The organism is Sphingopyxis sp. DBS4 (assembly GCF_024628865.1).
Taxonomy (GTDB): Bacteria; Pseudomonadota; Alphaproteobacteria; order Sphingomonadales; family Sphingomonadaceae; genus Sphingopyxis.
Genome location: NZ_CP102384.1, coordinates 2,791,700 through 2,807,549, shown reverse-complemented (window position 1 = coordinate 2,807,549; position 15,850 = coordinate 2,791,700). Strand labels below are relative to the sequence as shown.

The following is a 15,850-nucleotide window of genomic DNA, read 5'->3' as shown; positions in this document are numbered from 1 at the left end:
CATTGCCGTAGCGTAAACTGTTGCTTTTAAGTCACGAATGCCCGCAAAATGGGCCTGTTCCGGTTCCGCGCGTTGACGCCGCGCGGCGGAGCCTTACAGCCACCGTCACCGCCGGAGCATCTCCCCCTCCACAGGCCCCGACGGGCCGCGCTTCGGTGGTCTGGAGAGAGACACCATGACTTTGCGCAACATCCTGTTGGGCGCCACCATGCTGTGCGCCGCTACCCCCGCTTTCGCCTTTGCCCAGGAGGGCCCCGCCCCCGCTGACGATACGACCGCGACGTCGGACGTCACCGACTATGGCAACGACATCATCGTCACCGCGTCGAAGCGCTCGCAGACGCTGCAGGATACGCCGATCGCCGTTTCGGTGACCTCGGCCGCCGACATCCAGAACGCGCAGATCCGCGACCTTATCGACCTGCAATCGGCGGTGCCGAGCCTTCGCGTCTCGCAGCTTCAGTCGAGCGCGAACACCAATTTCATCATCCGCGGCTTCGGCAACGGCGCGAACAACCCTGGCATCGAACCCTCGGTCGGCGTGTTCATCGACGGCGTCTATCGCTCGCGCTCGGCCGCCCAGATCGGCGACCTTCCCAATGTCGAGCGCATCGAGGTGCTGCGCGGCCCGCAGTCGACCCTGTTCGGCAAGAATGCCTCGGCGGGCGTCATCAGCATCGTCACGCAAAAGCCGCAATATACGTTTGGCGGCTCGGTCGAGGCGAGCTACGGCAATTATGACGCCATCGTCCTCAAGGGCGACATCACCGGCCCGATCAGCGACACCATCGCTTTCTCGCTCGGCGCCAATTTCAACCGCCGCGACGGCTATGCCCGCGACCTGAACCTCGACACCGACGTCAACGACCGCAACCGCTGGGGCGTGCGCGGCCAGTTGCTGTTCGAGCCGACCGACGCGCTGTCGATCCGCCTGATCGGCGATTATGACAAGATCGACGAGAATTGCTGCATCGCCGGCAACGTCATCGCCGGCCCGACCGTGCCGATCACCGACTTCCTGGCGGGCGGCACCAGCGTCGATGCCGAAAATCCCTTCTCCTACCGCGTCTACAATAATTTCCTGTCGTCGAACCGGATCGAGAATTACGGCGGGTCGGGCCAGATCGATTATGATCTCGGCAATATGGCGCTGACCTCGATCACCGCCTATCGTCAGGTGCGCGCCGACACCAACCAGGATTCGGACTTCACCAGTGCCGACCTGATCGGCCGCAAGTCCGACGATACCGCGATCAACACCTTCACCCAGGAACTGCGCCTCGCGTCGGATTTCGACGGCCCGATCAACTTCCTGGTCGGCGGCTATTATTTCAACGAGAAGATCAAGCAGCACAGCCAGATCGCTTTTGGCAGCGATTTCCGGGATTATGGCAATGCCCTGATCCAGGCGGCAAGCGGCGGTGCGCTCAGCGTCGGAACGCTTGAGGGCGCGCTCGGCGCCTATGAGGGCGACCCCACGAAATATCTGGGCGATTTCTTCCACGTCGGCGACGGCATGGACGAATATTACCGGATGAAGAACACCGCCTGGTCGATCTTCGGCACGCTCGACTTCGAGATCAGCGATCGCCTGACGCTGACCCTCGGCGGCAACTATACGAAGGACAAGAAGCGCTTCTCGACCAACGTCAAGAGCACCGATGTCTTCTCTGGCATCGACCTCGACGCCGCGGCCTATACGCCGTTCCGTCAGATGTTGCTCGTCGGCGCCGGTGTCGATCCGGTTCAGGCGGCCTATCTCGCCGCCAATCCGACGCTGACCCTGCCCGACGGCAGCAGTGCCAACCCGCTGAGCGGGCTGAAGGCGTTCCAGTTCCTGCCGCCGTTCCTCGACGTTCCGAACGAGGTCGAACCGGGCAAGACCAACGACGGCGACTTCAGCTACAGCGCGCGTCTCGCCTATAAGCTGACCGATACGCTCAACGTCTATGCGACCTATGCGACCGGCTTCAAGGCAAGCTCGGTCAACCTGTCGCGCGACAGCCGTCCGCTCGCCGCCGACCTGCCCGCGATCATCGCGGCCGGGCGCGGGTTGCCGAATCTGGTTGCAGGCACGCGCTTCGCGGCGCCGGAAGAGTCGACCGTCTATGAAGCGGGCCTCAAGGCGCAGTGGTCGGTCGCGTCGTTGAACCTCGCGGTGTTCAAGCAGTCGATCAAGGGCTTCCAGTCGAACGTCTTCACCGGCACCGGCTTCGCGCTCGCCAACGCGGGCAAGCAGTCGACCTGGGGTCTCGAATTCGACGGGTCGGTGCGGCCGGTGCAGGGGCTGAACCTGAACCTTGCGGTGACCTGGCTCGATCCCAAATACGACAGCTTTGTCAAATCGGCGTTCGGCGACCTGTCGGGCCTGAAGCCCGCGGGCATCCCCGACCTGTCGGTCTCGATGGGCGGCACCTACACCCACGAATTTGCGGGTGGGACCAAGGCGATCATGCACGTCGACTATCAGTATGAAAGCCCGACCCAGATCGTCGACGGCCTGCTCGGCCTTCCGGCGACGGTGGCGCAGAATCTGAAGCGCGAAGTGAACCAGCTCAATGCCTCGTTCACCGTCGCGCTGACCAACGGGTTCGAGCTCGGCGTGTGGGGCCGCAACCTCACCAATGCGCAATATCTGACGACGGTGTTCAACGCCGTCGCCCAGTCGGGCAGCGTGTCGGGCTATCCCAGCCAGCCGCGCACCTATGGCGTGACCGGCCGCTTCAAATTCTGATGCGGAGGCGGGACGGTTCGCCGTCCTGCCCCTTTTGCGGACAAGAAAAAGCCCCGGCCTCTCGATGGAGAGACCGGGGCCTTTTTGGCGCTGCCGCCGGTGGCGTTAGAACTTCATCCCGGCCGCGATGCCATAGCGGCGCGGTTCGAGCGTGAAGATATTGGTGTAGTTACCCGACGACTGGTCGGTGATGTACTCGCCGGTGACGCTGCTCGAATTGAACAGGTTCTGGATGAACCCTTTGACGAACCATTTGTCGTCGGCGCCATTGAGCTGCAGCTGGGCGTTGACCTGGGCATAGCCTTTGATTTTGTTGACGCTGCCGTTGAAGATGCTGCCATAGCTGTCGCCGGTATAGGCAAGGTCGAAGCGCGGGACGAGGGTCATATCGCCCAGATGCGCCGTGTACTGGACGCCAGCGCTGAACTTGTAGTTCGGGGCTTGCGGCAGCTTGTTGCCCTTGAGGTTGACGGGAATGCCGGCCGAATAATATTCGATGCCGCCAAACGCCGCCGGATCGAGGCCGCCGGCCTTGAAGGCGCCGGCCGCAGCCGCTTCGAGGACGCCGCAAATCCCGTAGGCGCCGGTCGAAGCGATGCCGCCATCCGCCGGGAAGGCCGTCGTCCCTTGCAGGCCCGCGCCGGCTTTCAAGCCAGGGACGAGACCTGCGTTGATGACAGTGTTCACCGTGTTCACGAAGGTGTTGACGCCAGCGGCGCTGCCGGATGCCGAAGCAACCGCGCAGTTCGCGCCGTTGGTGATGTCCTTGATGATCACCGCGTCCGACCGTCCGCCGCCGAAATCACGCGGATTGCTGGTGAACTTGTCGCTCGACACCTTGGTGTGCAGATAGCTGAAGCCGAGGTTGATCACCCAGTCCGGATCCGGCCGGACCATGCCTTCGACCTCGAAGCCGTAGATGTCGGCATCGACATTGTCGTTGACCGCGGTGCGGGCGACGATCTTGCTGAGCTGCAAATCCTTGTACTTATAATAGAAGCCGGTGAGGTTCAGTTGCAGCTTGCCGTTGGCGAAGGTGTTCTTCGACCCGATTTCAAAGGCGTCGACCTGCTCGGGCGCGAAGGATTCGGGCACCGTAAAGACCGGCGACAGCGGCGGGTTGATGCCGCCCGACTTATAGCCCCGCGAATAGGAGGCATAGAGCAGATTGTCTTCGGTGAGCTTGAAATCGACCACGGCGCGGCCCGTCCACTTGCCGAATTTCACCGACCGGACCTGGAAAGCCTCGCATCCCGGCACCGAGCCGACCGCCCCGAGCGGCGACACTTCGGCGCAGGTGGGGGTAGGGTCGCCCGCGATGACCGGATTGGTGGCCGGGTCGGCGTCATAGCCCGCGCCGAACGGCGAATCGAAGGCCGATCCGGTCTGGCCGAAGGGCACGAGGAAGCTTGCGAGCGACGTCCGTGCCGCCACTGTCTTGCGGTCATTATTATATCGGATGCCAAGGGTCAGTTTCAGGCGGTCGCTTGCCTCGAAATAGGCTTCGCCGAACAGGCCATAGGATTTGATCTTCAGATCGTCGGTGTTGTTGCGATAGAAGGGCGTGCCGAGAAACGACGGCGGCAGGCCGGCACCATAGGATTTGAATGCGCCCAGCAGGCCCGCCAGATAATCGATCGAGAAAGCGTTCACATAATAGCTGTTCTCGGTCAGATGGTAGTTGGCGTAGATGCCGCCGACAAGGAAGTTGAACGGTCCGTCGAAGTCGCTCGTCAGGATCGCTTCGGTCGACCAGCTGCTGTTATACTGGTTCGAGCGGTCGAACTGGAGCGATTGGTTGGAACAGATGCTGTTGCCGCCGAAGCTGCCGAGCCCGGTGTCGTCCGACAGCGAGGTGCAGAGCGGGCCGTCAGGGCCGTTCGGGATGAGCGCGGCCGCAACGGGTGCCAGATAAGTGGAAATGCCGGGAATCAGGCCGTCAAGATCACCATCGGCGCCAGCTTGCAGATAGCCGAGAGCGCTCGCATAGAGCGACCGGTCGCCGACATTGCTGTTATAGTCCTGCTGGGCTTCCAGCTTGACCTTCTGATACTGGCCCGAGACCTGCAGCGAGACGGGGCCGAAATTATGTTCGATCTGGCCCTGCAGGATCAATTCGCTGGTGAAATAGCTCGGCGTATAGGCCGTGTTCACCGTGCGTGAATCGCTGGGAACCGTCGTATTGGCGTAAATGTCCTCGCCATAGAGACTGCCCAGCGCGAAAATCGCCGGAATGCCCTGTGTGGCCAGAAATTCCTTCGACGTCAGCGCCGCAGTGAAGGTCGCGTTGCCGTTGAACGGCGAATTGTCGAGGCGGGTGTTCAGACAGCCGAGGATGCCGGTCGGGTCGCGCTGGCAAAGCTGTTTCTGGATGCGGGTGCGCTGGTCCCGTTCGTGGAAATAGGAACCCATCAGGTCGATCGTCGTGTCCGGCGTCGGCTCCCAGCGGAACGAGCCGCGCACCGAGTAAAGGTCGCGATCGTCGATGCGGGTGTTGAGGAACGTGTTCTTCGTATAGCCGTCGCGGTTCAGATAGATGCCCGCGATGCGGAAGGCGGCCGTGTCGCCAAGGGGGATGTTGACCATCGCCTTGCCCTTGAGCGAATCGTAATTGCCATATTCGCCCTCGACCGCGGCTTCGAACGCGCCGAGCTTCGGCTTCGCGGTGATCACGTTGACCACGCCCGAGGTCGCGTTGCGGCCGAACAGCGTGCCCTGCGGGCCGCGCAGCACTTCGACGCGTTCGAGGTCGAAGAATTCGGTCTCGAACAGGCGGGTCGAAAACAGCGGATCGCCGTTCAGGTGGATCGCGGTCGCGCTGTCGCAGGTCGTGCCGACGCAAAGGTCGCCGATGCCGCGGATGGTGAAGCTGGCGCCGGTGAAGTTGGTCTTGGTGAAGGTGACGTTCGGCAGGGTCAGTTGCAGGTCGGACGGCGTCTTGATCTGCTGCGCTTCGAGCGCTTCGCTCGAAAAGGCGCTGACCGCGATCGGCACGTCCTGCAGACGTTCGGATTGGCGCTGTGCGGTGACGACGATCTCGCCGCCGAAGGCGTCGGTGGTCGAGCCGCCGCTATCCTGCGCATAGGCCGGTGTCGCCACCGCCATCGCCAGAATCGACGAACCCATCAGTCCCTTGAACTTCATTTACATCCTCCCTTTTTCGAACCCGCGTCGCGGGCCGCCCAAACTCGAATTTGTGCTTAAAGGGGAGGGATGGTGACCAGACGTGGCAAAGGGCGCCGGACCGGATCGGTCTGGTGCCTCGGCATATCCCGCTTGCCAGCTGTGCTGGTCATCGTCCTCTCCCACCGGCGTCGGGGACTACGCCGGGCTCTCCGGATTACGGTCCGCTTGAGCGAACTCTGTAATGACCATGAAGGTGCGCCGAGTTGACGAAAGCGTCAAGCCACTTGTTCGCGCCGAAAATGCGCGGAAATTCAAGCGAGTCCCAAAGCTGGAAAAGCACAGATTCCGCAACGTAAACTTGGCCCGGCGCAGGAATTTCTTGGGTTTGCGGGGTTGCGCATCGCCCATTTCATGGCGAAATGTGCGGCATCGATGCAACAGTAAGGACGGGGTGATGACAAAAGTGGAACTGGGCCCGGACGGCAAACCGGTCGTGCCCGGTCATGTACTCGACGCGGTCCGGACGCTGATCGAATGGGCCGGGGACGATCCGGCGCGCGAGGGGCTGATCGACACGCCGCGGCGGGTGGCGCGCGCGTGGCTCGAATATTGCCAGGGCTATGAGGACGATCCCGCGGTTCACCTGTCGCGCACCTTCGAGGAGGTCGGCGGCTATGACGAGATCGTGCTGCTGCGCGATATTCCGTTCCAGTCGCATTGCGAGCATCATATGGCGCCGATCACCGGCAAGGCGTCGATCGCCTATCTGCCGCGCGACCGCGTCGTCGGCATCTCGAAGCTCGCGCGCGTGCTCAATGGTTTCGCGCGGCGGCTGCAGGTGCAGGAGCGGCTGACTGCCGAGGTCGCCAAATGCATCTGGGACAATCTGCACCCGCAGGGCGTCGCGGTGGTGATCGATGCGCAGCACGGCTGTATGACCGGCCGCGGCGTCCGCACCCCCGGCGTCGGCATGGTGACCAGCCGTCTGCTCGGCTGCTTCCTCGACGACGAGCGCAGCCGCAAGGAAGTGCTGAGCCTGATGGGGTATTGAGGGCGGCCGGAAAAGACCGGAAGCGGACCTGAGTAACGTCGTCATCCCGGACTTGATCCGGGATCCATTCATCCGGCGCCGAGAGAATGGATCCCGGATCAAGTCTGGGATGACGAGAGACTGAAAGTCGCGCGCAGCATCTCTTATCTTCGTCATTCCCGCGAAAGCGGGAACCCAGAGTGGGGTCAGCCGATGCACGCTCTGGGTTCCCGCTGTCGCGGGAATGACGAAAGTTGGGAAGGGGCCGCTCTCCACCCCGAAGCAGGCGTCCGCACCGACTGTTTCAGGTAAAGAAAAAGGCTCCGGAACGCTGGGTTCCGGAGCCTTTTCTGTCTCGCGGGAAGAAGATCGGCCTTAGGCCTCTTCGCCTTCCTCTGCGTCCGCGGCCGGAGTTTCCTCGGCGGCGATTTCCGACGGCGGGGTCGCTTCCTCGAACTCGTCCTCGCTGTCGGGTTCCAGCGCGACCGCGGCAGCGGCAGCCTGTTCTTCCTCGAACATCGCGGCGATGACGTCGATGCCCTGCTTCTGCATCTCGGCCTCGTCGGGCGAGCGGGCGACGTTCACGCCGACCGTCACGACGACTTCGGGGTGCAGCTTGACCTTGACGTCGAACAGGCCGAGCGACTTGATCGGGCGTTCGAGCTCGACCATCGCCTTGGTGATGTTCGCGGCGCCGTCCTCGACCAGCGCGTCGACGATGTCGCGCACCGAAACCGAGCCGTAAAGTTGGCCGGTGTTCGACGCCTGGCGGATCAGGACGACCTGCTTGCCGTCGATGTCCTTCGAGCGCCCCTCGGCGGCGGTGCGGCGTTCGGCGTTATCGGCCTCGATCTTCGCACGATTGGCTTCGAACAGCTTGCGGTTCGCGTCGTTCGCGCGCAGCGCCTTGTTGTTGGGCAACAGGAAGTTGCGGGCAAAGCCGTTCTTGACGGTGACGACGTCGCCGATACCGCCCAGTTTCTCGATACGTTCGAGCAGGATGATTTCCATGACGCTGCCCTCCTTACTTCACGATGTAGGGGAGCAGGCCGATGTGGCGCGAGCGCTTGATCGCCTTCGCCAGCTCACGCTGCTTCTTGGTGGATACCGCGGTGATCCGCGACGGGACGATCTTGCCGCGCTCCGACAGGTAACCCTGGAGCAGGCGGACGTCCTTGTAATCGATGACCGGTGCGTCCTTCGCGCTGAAGGGGCAGGTCTTGCGGCGGCGGAAAAAGGGTCGTGCCATATTGCTGTTCCTTATTCTTCGCCGTCGCGGTCACGGCCACGGCCGCCGCGGCGTTCCTGCTTGCGCATCATCACCGACGGACCCTTTTCGAGTTCGTCGACCTTGATGGTGAGCCAGCGGATGATGTCTTCGTTGATCGCAGCCTGACGCTCGATCTCCGCGATCGCTTCGCCGGTGACTTCGGCCGAGAGCATCACATAGTGACCCTTGCGGTTCTTCTGGATCTTGTAGGCGAGCTGCTTGAGGCCCCAGGTCTCGGTCTTGTGGACCGTGCCCTTATACTCGCCGATGACGTTGGTGACGGTTTCCGCCAGCGCGTCGACCTGAGCCTGGCTCAGATCCTGACGCGCGATAAAGACATGCTCGTAAAACGGCATGGTTCGCGTCCTTCGATTTGGCCGATCGCTGATTCCGCGCCGATCGCGAAACCCCTCCGGCTGTCGTCCGGCTTTGCGTAGTCGTGCAAAGCAAACGGGGCGACAGGCGCAAGGCCTCGCCCCGAATGAGGGCGCCTATACAGATTCGCGGGTGGAAATCAAGCAGAGTCCCCTCTCCCCTTGCGGGAGAGGGTTGTGAAGACTTGCCAGCTTGCCGGCTAGTCGAAGCTGGGTGAGGGGGCGGCGGTCCGCGGGACCGCGCGAGCCAAAGGCTCGCAACCCCTCATCCAACTGCGCCTAGAGCCTGCGGCGCAAGGCTCCGTATCCTTCTCCCGCAAGGGGAGAAGGAATTATGTCAGCTTCTCCAGCAGCTCGCGCCCGAACTCGGTCAGCGTATCGTCGCGCGCGCCGAGGATCAGGATGCGGTCGCCCGGCCGCGCCTCTTCCAGCATCGCGGCGCCGCATTCGGCGCGGGTGGTAAGGTGGACGGCCTCGGCGCCCGCGCCGACGATGGCGGCGACCAGCGCTTCGCTGCCGGTGCTGCGATCGACGGTGCCGCCGAAATAGACGGGGTCGCTGACGTAGAGCTTGTCGCCGTCGCGCATCCCATTGGCGAAACTCGCGGCAAGTTCCCTACCCATCTGGCGGAGCGGACCATAGCCGTGCGGCTGGAAGAAGATCAATGCGCGGCCCGGCAGTTCGGCAACAGCGGCGAGGGTCGCGGCGACCTTATCGGGATTGTGCGCGAAATCGTCGATGACGGTAACATCCTTCGCCCGACCCAAAACTTCGTAGCGACGGGCAAGTCCGGCAAAGTCGGCCAGCGCAGCGGCTGATTGCGCGACCGGCACATTCACCGCGCGCGCCGCCGCGATGGCCGCGAGGGCGTTGGCGGCATTGTGGCGGCCGGGCATCCGCAGGTGGACGTCATGGGTGTCGCCCGCGAAATGGATCATGAAGCGGCAGCCGTCCGGCAAGGCTTCGAAATCGCTGCCGCGCATCGCCGCCATCTCGGAAAAGCCGAAGCGCATCACATTGCCGCCGCCGAGCAGCGGAGCCGATTCCGTATCGTCGGCGTTGACGACGGCGACGCGTGCCTTCGCCGCGAAATCGCCGAAGAGCTGGTGCAGTTCGGCCAGGCTCTTGTGGTCGAGGCTGATGTTGGTGACCACCGCGACGTCGGGGCGGTAGAGGGTGATTGAGCCGTCGCTTTCGTCGACTTCGCTCACATAGGTCGCGGCGTCGCCGACGAGTGCGCTGGCGAAGGGCGTGTCGGGGGTAGCGAAATTGCGCATCACCGCGCCGTTCATCACGGTCGGCCTGCGGCCGGCGCGTTCCAATATCCAGCCGATCATGCCGGTGACGGTCGACTTGCCGCTGGTGCCGCCGACGCCGATGGCCTGTGCGGCGTCGTTGAACAGCGCTGCGTTGAGGTCGGCGCGGGTCAGGCGCGCGAGGCCGAGCCTATTCGCGGCGGCGATGTCGGGCACACTGTCCTCGATCGCGGCCGAGGCGACGAGCGTCTGGCCCACCGCGACGCCGCTGCCGTCCTGCGGGAAGAGGGCGATACCCTGCCGTTCGATCCAGTCGAACTTGCCGGGCGTGCGCCCCTGATCGCGGCTGCGATCCGACCCGGCGACCGCGGCGCCCCGCGCCGCCACGATCATCGCGAGCGGCAACATGCCCGACCCGCCGATGCCGCAGAAGAAATAGGATTTGTTTTCCGACATGGCGGCGCGATATGGGCTTGGCGAAGGGTTTGCAACCGGCACCCATCGTGAATTCCGTTCGTGTCGAGCGAAGTCGAGACACCTATCGGGATGGCGCAAGGCCGGAGGGCATCTCGATTTCGCTCGATGCGAACGGATCGCGGGGTAGTTTCAAGTCATGCGCATCGGAATCGTCGCTCCTTCCACCCCCATCCTCCCTGATGATGCCGAAGCGGTGCGCGCGATCGCGAGCCTTGGTTATCCCGACGTCGAGCTGATCTTCGACGAGCAATGTTTCGCGGTCCACGGCCATTTCGCGGGCGAGGACGGGCATCGTTTCGCCGCGCTGGTCGAAATGGCGAACCGCCCCGACATCGACGCGATCTGGTTCGCGCGGGGCGGCTATGGCGCGTGCCGGATCGCCGAGGACGCGGTCGCGGCGATGACCCCGGTCGCGCGGGGCAAGGCGTTTCTCGGCTATTCGGATCAGGGCAATCTGCTGGGGTGTCTCTATCGCGACGGCTTCGATCATGTTGCGCACGGCCCGATGGTCGCCGACATTCGCCGCGCGGGCGGCGATGCGGCGGTGATGCGCGCGCTCGACTGGCTCGTCGCGCGCGATCCGGCGGCGTGCGAGCCGGGGCTGGAGCATGGGGCGCGCCATGCGGCGTTCAACCTGATGACGCTGTCGATGCTGCTCGGCACGCCGCTCGAGCCCGACCTTGCGGGGCATGTGCTGCTGGTCGAGGAGGTGAGCGAATATCTCTACGCCTTCGACCGCGCCTTTTTCCATGTCGCGACCTGTCTGGCGCCGCGCGGGCTCGCCGGGCTGCGGCTGGGGCGCGTCAGCGACGTGCCCGAGAACGACCGGCCGTTCGGCCTGGAGGCCGAGGAGATCGCCCGCGACTGGTGCGCGCGCACCGGCATCCCATGGCTCGGCCGCGCCGACATCGGGCACGATGCGGCGAACAAGGTCGTGCCCTTCGGCTTGCATCGCGCGGGGTGAAAGAATAGGCGCGGCCATCCATTTCCGTCATCCCAGCGCAAGCTGGGATCGCTGGAGCGGGAAAGTCAACGGTCCCAGCTTTCGCTGGGACGACGAATGAAGAGAGGCAGGGTCATGCGCGCATTCATCTTTCCGGGTCAGGGCAGTCAGGCGGTCGGCATGGGCAAGGCGCTCGCCGATGCGTCGCCCGTGGCGCGCGAGGTTTTTCAGGAAGTCGACGATGCGCTCGGCCAGAATCTCTTCAAGCTGATGAGCGAAGGCCCCGAGGATGAACTGACCCTCACCGAAAACGCCCAGCCCGCGATCATGGCGAACGCGGTCGCGACGCTGCGCGTGCTGGAGAAAGAGGGCGGCGTGACGCTCGCCACCAAGGCCGCCTATGTCGCGGGCCACAGTCTCGGTGAATATAGCGCGCTCTGTGCGGCCGGCGCTTTCGACCTTGCGACAGCGGCGCGGCTGCTCAAGACGCGCGGGCAGGCGATGCAGGCGGCGGTGCCGGTCGGGGTCGGCGCGATGGCGGCGCTGCTCGGCGCCGACATCGACACCGCGCAGAAACTCGCCGACGCGGCCGCAGAGGGCGAGGTCTGCACCGTCGCCAACGACAATGATCCGTCGCAGGTCGTGATCTCGGGACACAAGGGCGCGATCGAGCGCGCGGTGGCGCTGGTCAAGGATTTCGGAATCAAGCGCGGCGTCCTGCTGCCGGTATCGGCGCCCTTCCACTGTCCCTTGATGCAGGGAGCCGCCGATGCGATGGCCGAAGCGCTCGGCGCGAACCCGCCTGCCGCGCCGCTGGTGCCCGTGGTCGCGAACGTCACCGCGAGCCCGGTCAGCGATGCCGACGCGATCCGCGATCTGCTGGTCCAGCAGGTCACCGGCCGCGTCCGCTGGCGCGAGAGCGTCGGCGCGATGGAGGGCATCGGCGTCACCCGGTTCGTCGAATTCGGCGGCAAGATACTGTCGCCGATGGTCAAGCGCAGCGCATCGGGAGAGGTCGAGACGGTGAGCGTGATTTCGATGGATGATATCGAAGCGCTGCTGAAAACCTTTTGAGGTTCACGCGGAGACGCGGAGGCGCGGAGATATGGCGCAAGACATTGATGTCGTGAGCGGGGATGTGCTGGATTTGTCGCTTCGCATCCATCGGGATCTTGGCCCCGGTCTTCTGGAAAGCGTCTATGAAACCGTGTTGGCCGGCAAGTTGGTTGCTGCTGGATATAAGGTCGATCGGCAGAAGCCGATCGACATATTTTTTGAAGACATGCGCTTCGATGCTGCCTTTCGGATCGATTTATTGGTGGATGATCGGCTTCTTGTCGAAATCAAATCGGTTGAACGGCTTAATGCGGCGCATGGCAAACAATTGTTGACCTACCTGCGTTTGACTCGTCAATCGGTGGGGCTGCTCATCAATTTCGGCGGCGCGACCCTCAAAGAAGGCGTCCGTCGCATCGTCAACGATCATAAACCCTCCGCGTCTCCGCGTCTCCGCGTGAACCGGTAAAATATGGAGACTAGCATGTTCGATCTCACCGGTATGACCGCCCTCGTGACCGGTGCCTCGGGCGGCATAGGTTCGGCCATCGCGCAGGCGCTGGCGGCGCAGGGGGCGCGGCTGGCGGTGTCGGGGTCCAACGCCGACAAGTTGAATGGCTTTCGCGACAGCCTTGGCGGCGATCATGTCGCTTTGCCCTGCAATCTCAGTGATTCCGCCGCGGTCGATGCGCTCGTGCCGTCGGCCCTCGATGCGCTGGGGCAGCTCGATATTCTCGTCAACAATGCCGGGGTCACGCGCGACAATCTGATCATGCGGATGAAGGACGAGGAATGGTCGGATGTCATCCGCATCAACCTCGAAGCCAATTTCCGCCTCGCGCGCGCCGCCGCGAAGCCGATGATGAAGGCGCGGTTCGGCCGCATCATCTCGATCACCAGCGTCGTCGGCGCGACGGGCAATCCGGGGCAGGCCAATTATGCGGCGTCGAAGGCGGGAGTCACCGGCATGACCAAGGCGCTGGCGCAGGAACTGGCGAGCCGCGGCGTGACCGCGAATTGCGTGGCGCCGGGCTTTATCGCGACCGCGATGACCGACGACCTGCCCGACGCGCAGAAGGAAGCGCTCAACCAGCGCATCCCCGCGGGGCGGATGGGCGAGGGGAGCGATATCGCCGCGGCGGTGGTCTATCTCGCATCGAAGGAGGCGGGGTATGTCACCGGCCAGACGCTGCATGTGAATGGCGGGATGGCGATGCTGTCCTGATATCGCGACGTTGGGACGTTCGATACTAAACGGCTGTTAGCGACGGGAAGCGGCCACTCTTCTCCCCTCCCGCAGGCGGGAGGGGTTGGGGGTGGGCAGCGACGGTGCGATGGCCCACCCCGCTGCGACTAACGAACAAAGTTCGTAAGTCTCGCTGCCCCTCCCGCCTGCGGGAGGGGAAAATAGCGCCATCCTTCACTGTCCGCTCCCCACCCGACAGCGGACTCCCGCTAGAAACTCGCGCGCGCCGTGATCCGGATGTCGCGGCCGGCGAGCGGGACATAGTCCTTGGTGAAGCTCGCGTGGCGCCGCGCGTCGACGTCGAAGATATTGTCGGCGGCGAGCGTCAGCGACAAGTGCCGGGTCTCCGGCAACGGGCGCCAGGTCAGCGAGGCGTTGACCAGCGTGAAGCCCTTGGTCGGCGTCTCGAAGGCCGCGATGCGGGTCTGGTCGTCGGTCCATTCGACCTCGGCGCGGGCGTCGAGCCGTTCGCTCGACGCTTCGATCCCGCCGCGGATGCGCAGCGGCGGGATGCGCGGGACATAGGGACCGTCGACGATCTTCGCGCGCGTCATGTCGGCGGTCGCGTCGGCGCCGATATGGAAGCCGCCGATCTGCGCGAGCGGCGCGGCGCCCTCGAACTCGAAACCCCAGACGCGTGCCTTGTTCTGGCGGAACTCGAACAGGGGCAGATCGTCGGCGATCAGGCCAGTGTCGGTTTCATAGATGAAATTGTCGAACCGGCTCGCATAGCCGGTCAGCCCCGCCGACCAGCCGTCGCGCTTGAACTTCAGCGAGGCTTCGCCGCCCCAGCTCGTTTCCTTGGCGAAATTCGGATTGCCGCGCTCATAGGTCAGGGTCGCCGCGTGCGGGCCGTCGGACAGCAGTTCTTCGGCCGAGGGCGCGCGCTCGCTGCGCGAGATCGAGACGCTGGCCTTGAGCCCATCGGCGAGCTGATAGCTGAGCCCAGCCGCACCCGACAGGCTGCTGAACGAGCGGTCGAAGCCGATGCTTTCGGCGCGGACCTGGGACTTTTCGAGGCGCAGCGCACCTTCGAGTGTCACCGGACCGCGTTCGAGTTCCTGCAGCGTGAAGGCCGCGATGCGCGTCGTTTCGTTCGCGGGCAGGAAGGCTTCGTCGCCGATCGCCGCGAAGTCTCGGAAGCTGTACTGGACGCCGCTCGCGCCGCGCCAGCCGCCGCGGTCGTTCTGCGCCAGTTCGGCGCGCGCCTCGATGCCGCGGTTGGTGAAGCGGGTTCCGGGCTCGCCATCGTCGAATTCGGTATGGGCATAGTCGGCATAGGCGCCGCGCACGCGCAATTTCTCGAACAGTCCGTCGCCGAGCTCGACCTCGCCGCGCAAGTCGACGCGATACTGGCGCGCCTTGATCGTCGGCACCTCGTCGATGTCGGCGCGCGGCGGGATGCCATATTCATCCGCGAGATAGCCGAAGCTGATCCCGAGCGAGCCGCCGTCGTCGATGAAGGCGGCGCCGACGCCGGCGCTTTTGCTGGTGCTCTGGCTGTTCGGCACCTTGCCGCGGCTGTTCGCGGCGTCGGTCAGCCGCGCCGCCTCGTCGGCATCGCCGTCGGCGGTCGCGTCGGCCGCGAGGTCGAGCAGATGCGCGCGCAGGGCAGGGGCATAGATCAGCCCGCCGACGCGGACATTGTTCGAATCGCGATAATTGCCGTCGGCGTGGACGACGAAGCGCTGGCCGACCGGCACGTCGATCGAGGCGCCGATGCTCTTGTCGTCGGCGGCGGTGCCGTAGCTCGCGAGCGCATCGAGGTGGAAGGGGCTTTCGGGAATGCTGCGCGGGATGCGGCGGTCGAAGACATTGACCGCGCCGCCGACCGCCTGGCTCGAAAAGAGCAGCACCGAGGGGCCACGCAGGATCTCGATGCGCTCGGCGGTCAGCGGATCGATCGACACCGCATGGTCGGCCGAGGTCGAGGAGGCGTCGATCGCGCCGAGCCCGTCGACCAGCACCGCCGCGCGCTCGCCCGAAAAGCCGCGCAGGATCGGGCGCGAGGCGCCGGGGGAGAAGCTGCTCGATGAAACACCGGGCTGTGCGGCGAGCGTGTCGCCGATCTGGCCGCGGATATCCTGCGCCAGCTTCTCGCCCTCCATCACCGAGACATTGCCGAGGATGTCGAGGCTGCGGACGTAGGGCGCGGTGACGACGATCGCCTGGTCGGTGTGATAATCGTCGTCGCCGGTCGGCTGCGGCGCGGCATCCTGCGCAAAGGCGGGGGCGGCGATCATCAGGGCGAGCGTGAAACCGGTGGAGGAGAGAAGGCGCATGAAGGGGATTCCTGTTGTTCGGGACGGCAAGTCGCCGACGCCAGTAATGATATACT

General features: G+C 64.4%; 12 protein-coding genes. 6 read left to right on the top strand and 6 right to left on the bottom strand.

The genetic code is table 11. The features are described from left to right. The first annotated feature begins 175 nt into the window (after nt 1–175). Complete coding sequence (locus NP825_RS13305; protein ID WP_257544221.1) at nt 176–2,734, top strand: TonB-dependent receptor; 2,559 nt, start codon at nt 176–178, stop codon at nt 2,732–2,734. Nucleotides 2,735–2,839: 105 nt separating this feature from the next. On the opposite strand, the gene NP825_RS13300 is transcribed toward NP825_RS13305, so the two are convergent. Further along, complete coding sequence (locus NP825_RS13300; protein ID WP_257544219.1) at nt 2,840–5,878, bottom strand: TonB-dependent receptor; 3,039 nt, start codon at nt 5,876–5,878, stop codon at nt 2,840–2,842. A gap of 436 nt (nt 5,879–6,314) precedes the next feature. On the opposite strand from NP825_RS13300, the gene folE reads away from it, so the two are divergent. Continuing rightward, nucleotides 6,315–6,911: a GTP cyclohydrolase I FolE gene (folE, locus tag NP825_RS13295; RefSeq protein WP_257544217.1), complete on the top strand. Its 597-nt coding sequence runs from the start codon at nt 6,315–6,317 to the stop codon at nt 6,909–6,911. Nucleotides 6,912–7,265: 354 nt separating this feature from the next. Here folE and rplI read toward each other — a convergent pair whose 3' ends face one another. The 4 genes from rplI to NP825_RS13275 all read right to left on the bottom strand — a co-directional run bounded on the left by rplI (nt 7,266) and on the right by NP825_RS13275 (nt 10,246). After that, nucleotides 7,266–7,901: a 50S ribosomal protein L9 gene (gene rplI, locus NP825_RS13290; protein ID WP_257544215.1), complete on the bottom strand. Its 636-nt coding sequence runs from the start codon at nt 7,899–7,901 to the stop codon at nt 7,266–7,268. Between the two features lie 13 nt (nt 7,902–7,914). Beyond that, nucleotides 7,915–8,139, bottom strand: coding sequence for a 30S ribosomal protein S18 (gene rpsR / locus NP825_RS13285; protein ID WP_037554562.1), 225 nt, complete (start codon nt 8,137–8,139; stop codon nt 7,915–7,917). Between the two features lie 11 nt (nt 8,140–8,150). Beyond that, complete coding sequence (gene rpsF / locus NP825_RS13280) at nt 8,151–8,516, bottom strand: 30S ribosomal protein S6 (RefSeq protein ID WP_257544208.1); 366 nt, start codon at nt 8,514–8,516, stop codon at nt 8,151–8,153. 350 nt (nt 8,517–8,866) lie between these two features. Continuing rightward, complete coding sequence (locus tag NP825_RS13275) at nt 8,867–10,246, bottom strand: Mur ligase family protein (protein WP_257544206.1); 1,380 nt, start codon at nt 10,244–10,246, stop codon at nt 8,867–8,869. A 157-nt stretch (nt 10,247–10,403) separates the two neighbouring features. On the opposite strand from NP825_RS13275, the gene NP825_RS13270 reads away from it, so the two are divergent. The 4 genes from NP825_RS13270 to fabG all read left to right on the top strand — a co-directional run bounded on the left by NP825_RS13270 (nt 10,404) and on the right by fabG (nt 13,491). Continuing rightward, nucleotides 10,404–11,231, top strand: coding sequence for an LD-carboxypeptidase (locus NP825_RS13270; protein WP_257544203.1), 828 nt, complete (start codon nt 10,404–10,406; stop codon nt 11,229–11,231). Nucleotides 11,232–11,345: 114 nt separating this feature from the next. Continuing rightward, entirely contained in the window at nt 11,346–12,284 is a 939-nt protein-coding gene (gene fabD, locus NP825_RS13265; RefSeq protein ID WP_257544201.1) for an ACP S-malonyltransferase, read from the top strand. 31 nt (nt 12,285–12,315) lie between these two features. Then, nucleotides 12,316–12,735, top strand: coding sequence for a GxxExxY protein (locus tag NP825_RS13260; RefSeq protein WP_257544199.1), 420 nt, complete (start codon nt 12,316–12,318; stop codon nt 12,733–12,735). A 15-nt stretch (nt 12,736–12,750) separates the two neighbouring features. Then, nucleotides 12,751–13,491, top strand: a complete 741-nt coding sequence (gene fabG, locus NP825_RS13255; protein ID WP_257544197.1) for a 3-oxoacyl-[acyl-carrier-protein] reductase — start codon at nt 12,751–12,753, stop codon at nt 13,489–13,491. A 230-nt stretch (nt 13,492–13,721) separates the two neighbouring features. Here fabG and NP825_RS13250 read toward each other — a convergent pair whose 3' ends face one another. Next, entirely contained in the window at nt 13,722–15,794 is a 2,073-nt protein-coding gene (locus NP825_RS13250) for a TonB-dependent receptor (RefSeq protein WP_257544195.1), read from the bottom strand. Nucleotides 15,795–15,850 lie beyond the last annotated feature (56 nt).

What these genes read in the sequence shown, in the direction of transcription:
- NP825_RS13305 (WP_257544221.1), top strand. Translation starts at nt 176, where the DNA reads ATGACTTTGCGCAACATCCTGTTGGGCGCCACCATGCTGTGCGCCGCT.
- NP825_RS13300 (WP_257544219.1), bottom strand. Translation starts at nt 5,878, where the DNA reads ATGAAGTTCAAGGGACTGATGGGTTCGTCGATTCTGGCGATGGCGGTG.
- folE (WP_257544217.1), top strand. Translation starts at nt 6,315, where the DNA reads ATGACAAAAGTGGAACTGGGCCCGGACGGCAAACCGGTCGTGCCCGGT.
- rplI (WP_257544215.1), bottom strand. Translation starts at nt 7,901, where the DNA reads ATGGAAATCATCCTGCTCGAACGTATCGAGAAACTGGGCGGTATCGGC.
- rpsR (WP_037554562.1), bottom strand. Translation starts at nt 8,139, where the DNA reads ATGGCACGACCCTTTTTCCGCCGCCGCAAGACCTGCCCCTTCAGCGCG.
- rpsF (WP_257544208.1), bottom strand. Translation starts at nt 8,516, where the DNA reads ATGCCGTTTTACGAGCATGTCTTTATCGCGCGTCAGGATCTGAGCCAG.
- NP825_RS13275 (WP_257544206.1), bottom strand. Translation starts at nt 10,246, where the DNA reads ATGTCGGAAAACAAATCCTATTTCTTCTGCGGCATCGGCGGGTCGGGC.
- NP825_RS13270 (WP_257544203.1), top strand. Translation starts at nt 10,404, where the DNA reads ATGCGCATCGGAATCGTCGCTCCTTCCACCCCCATCCTCCCTGATGAT.
- fabD (WP_257544201.1), top strand. Translation starts at nt 11,346, where the DNA reads ATGCGCGCATTCATCTTTCCGGGTCAGGGCAGTCAGGCGGTCGGCATG.
- NP825_RS13260 (WP_257544199.1), top strand. Translation starts at nt 12,316, where the DNA reads ATGGCGCAAGACATTGATGTCGTGAGCGGGGATGTGCTGGATTTGTCG.
- fabG (WP_257544197.1), top strand. Translation starts at nt 12,751, where the DNA reads ATGTTCGATCTCACCGGTATGACCGCCCTCGTGACCGGTGCCTCGGGC.
- NP825_RS13250 (WP_257544195.1), bottom strand. Translation starts at nt 15,794, where the DNA reads ATGCGCCTTCTCTCCTCCACCGGTTTCACGCTCGCCCTGATGATCGCC.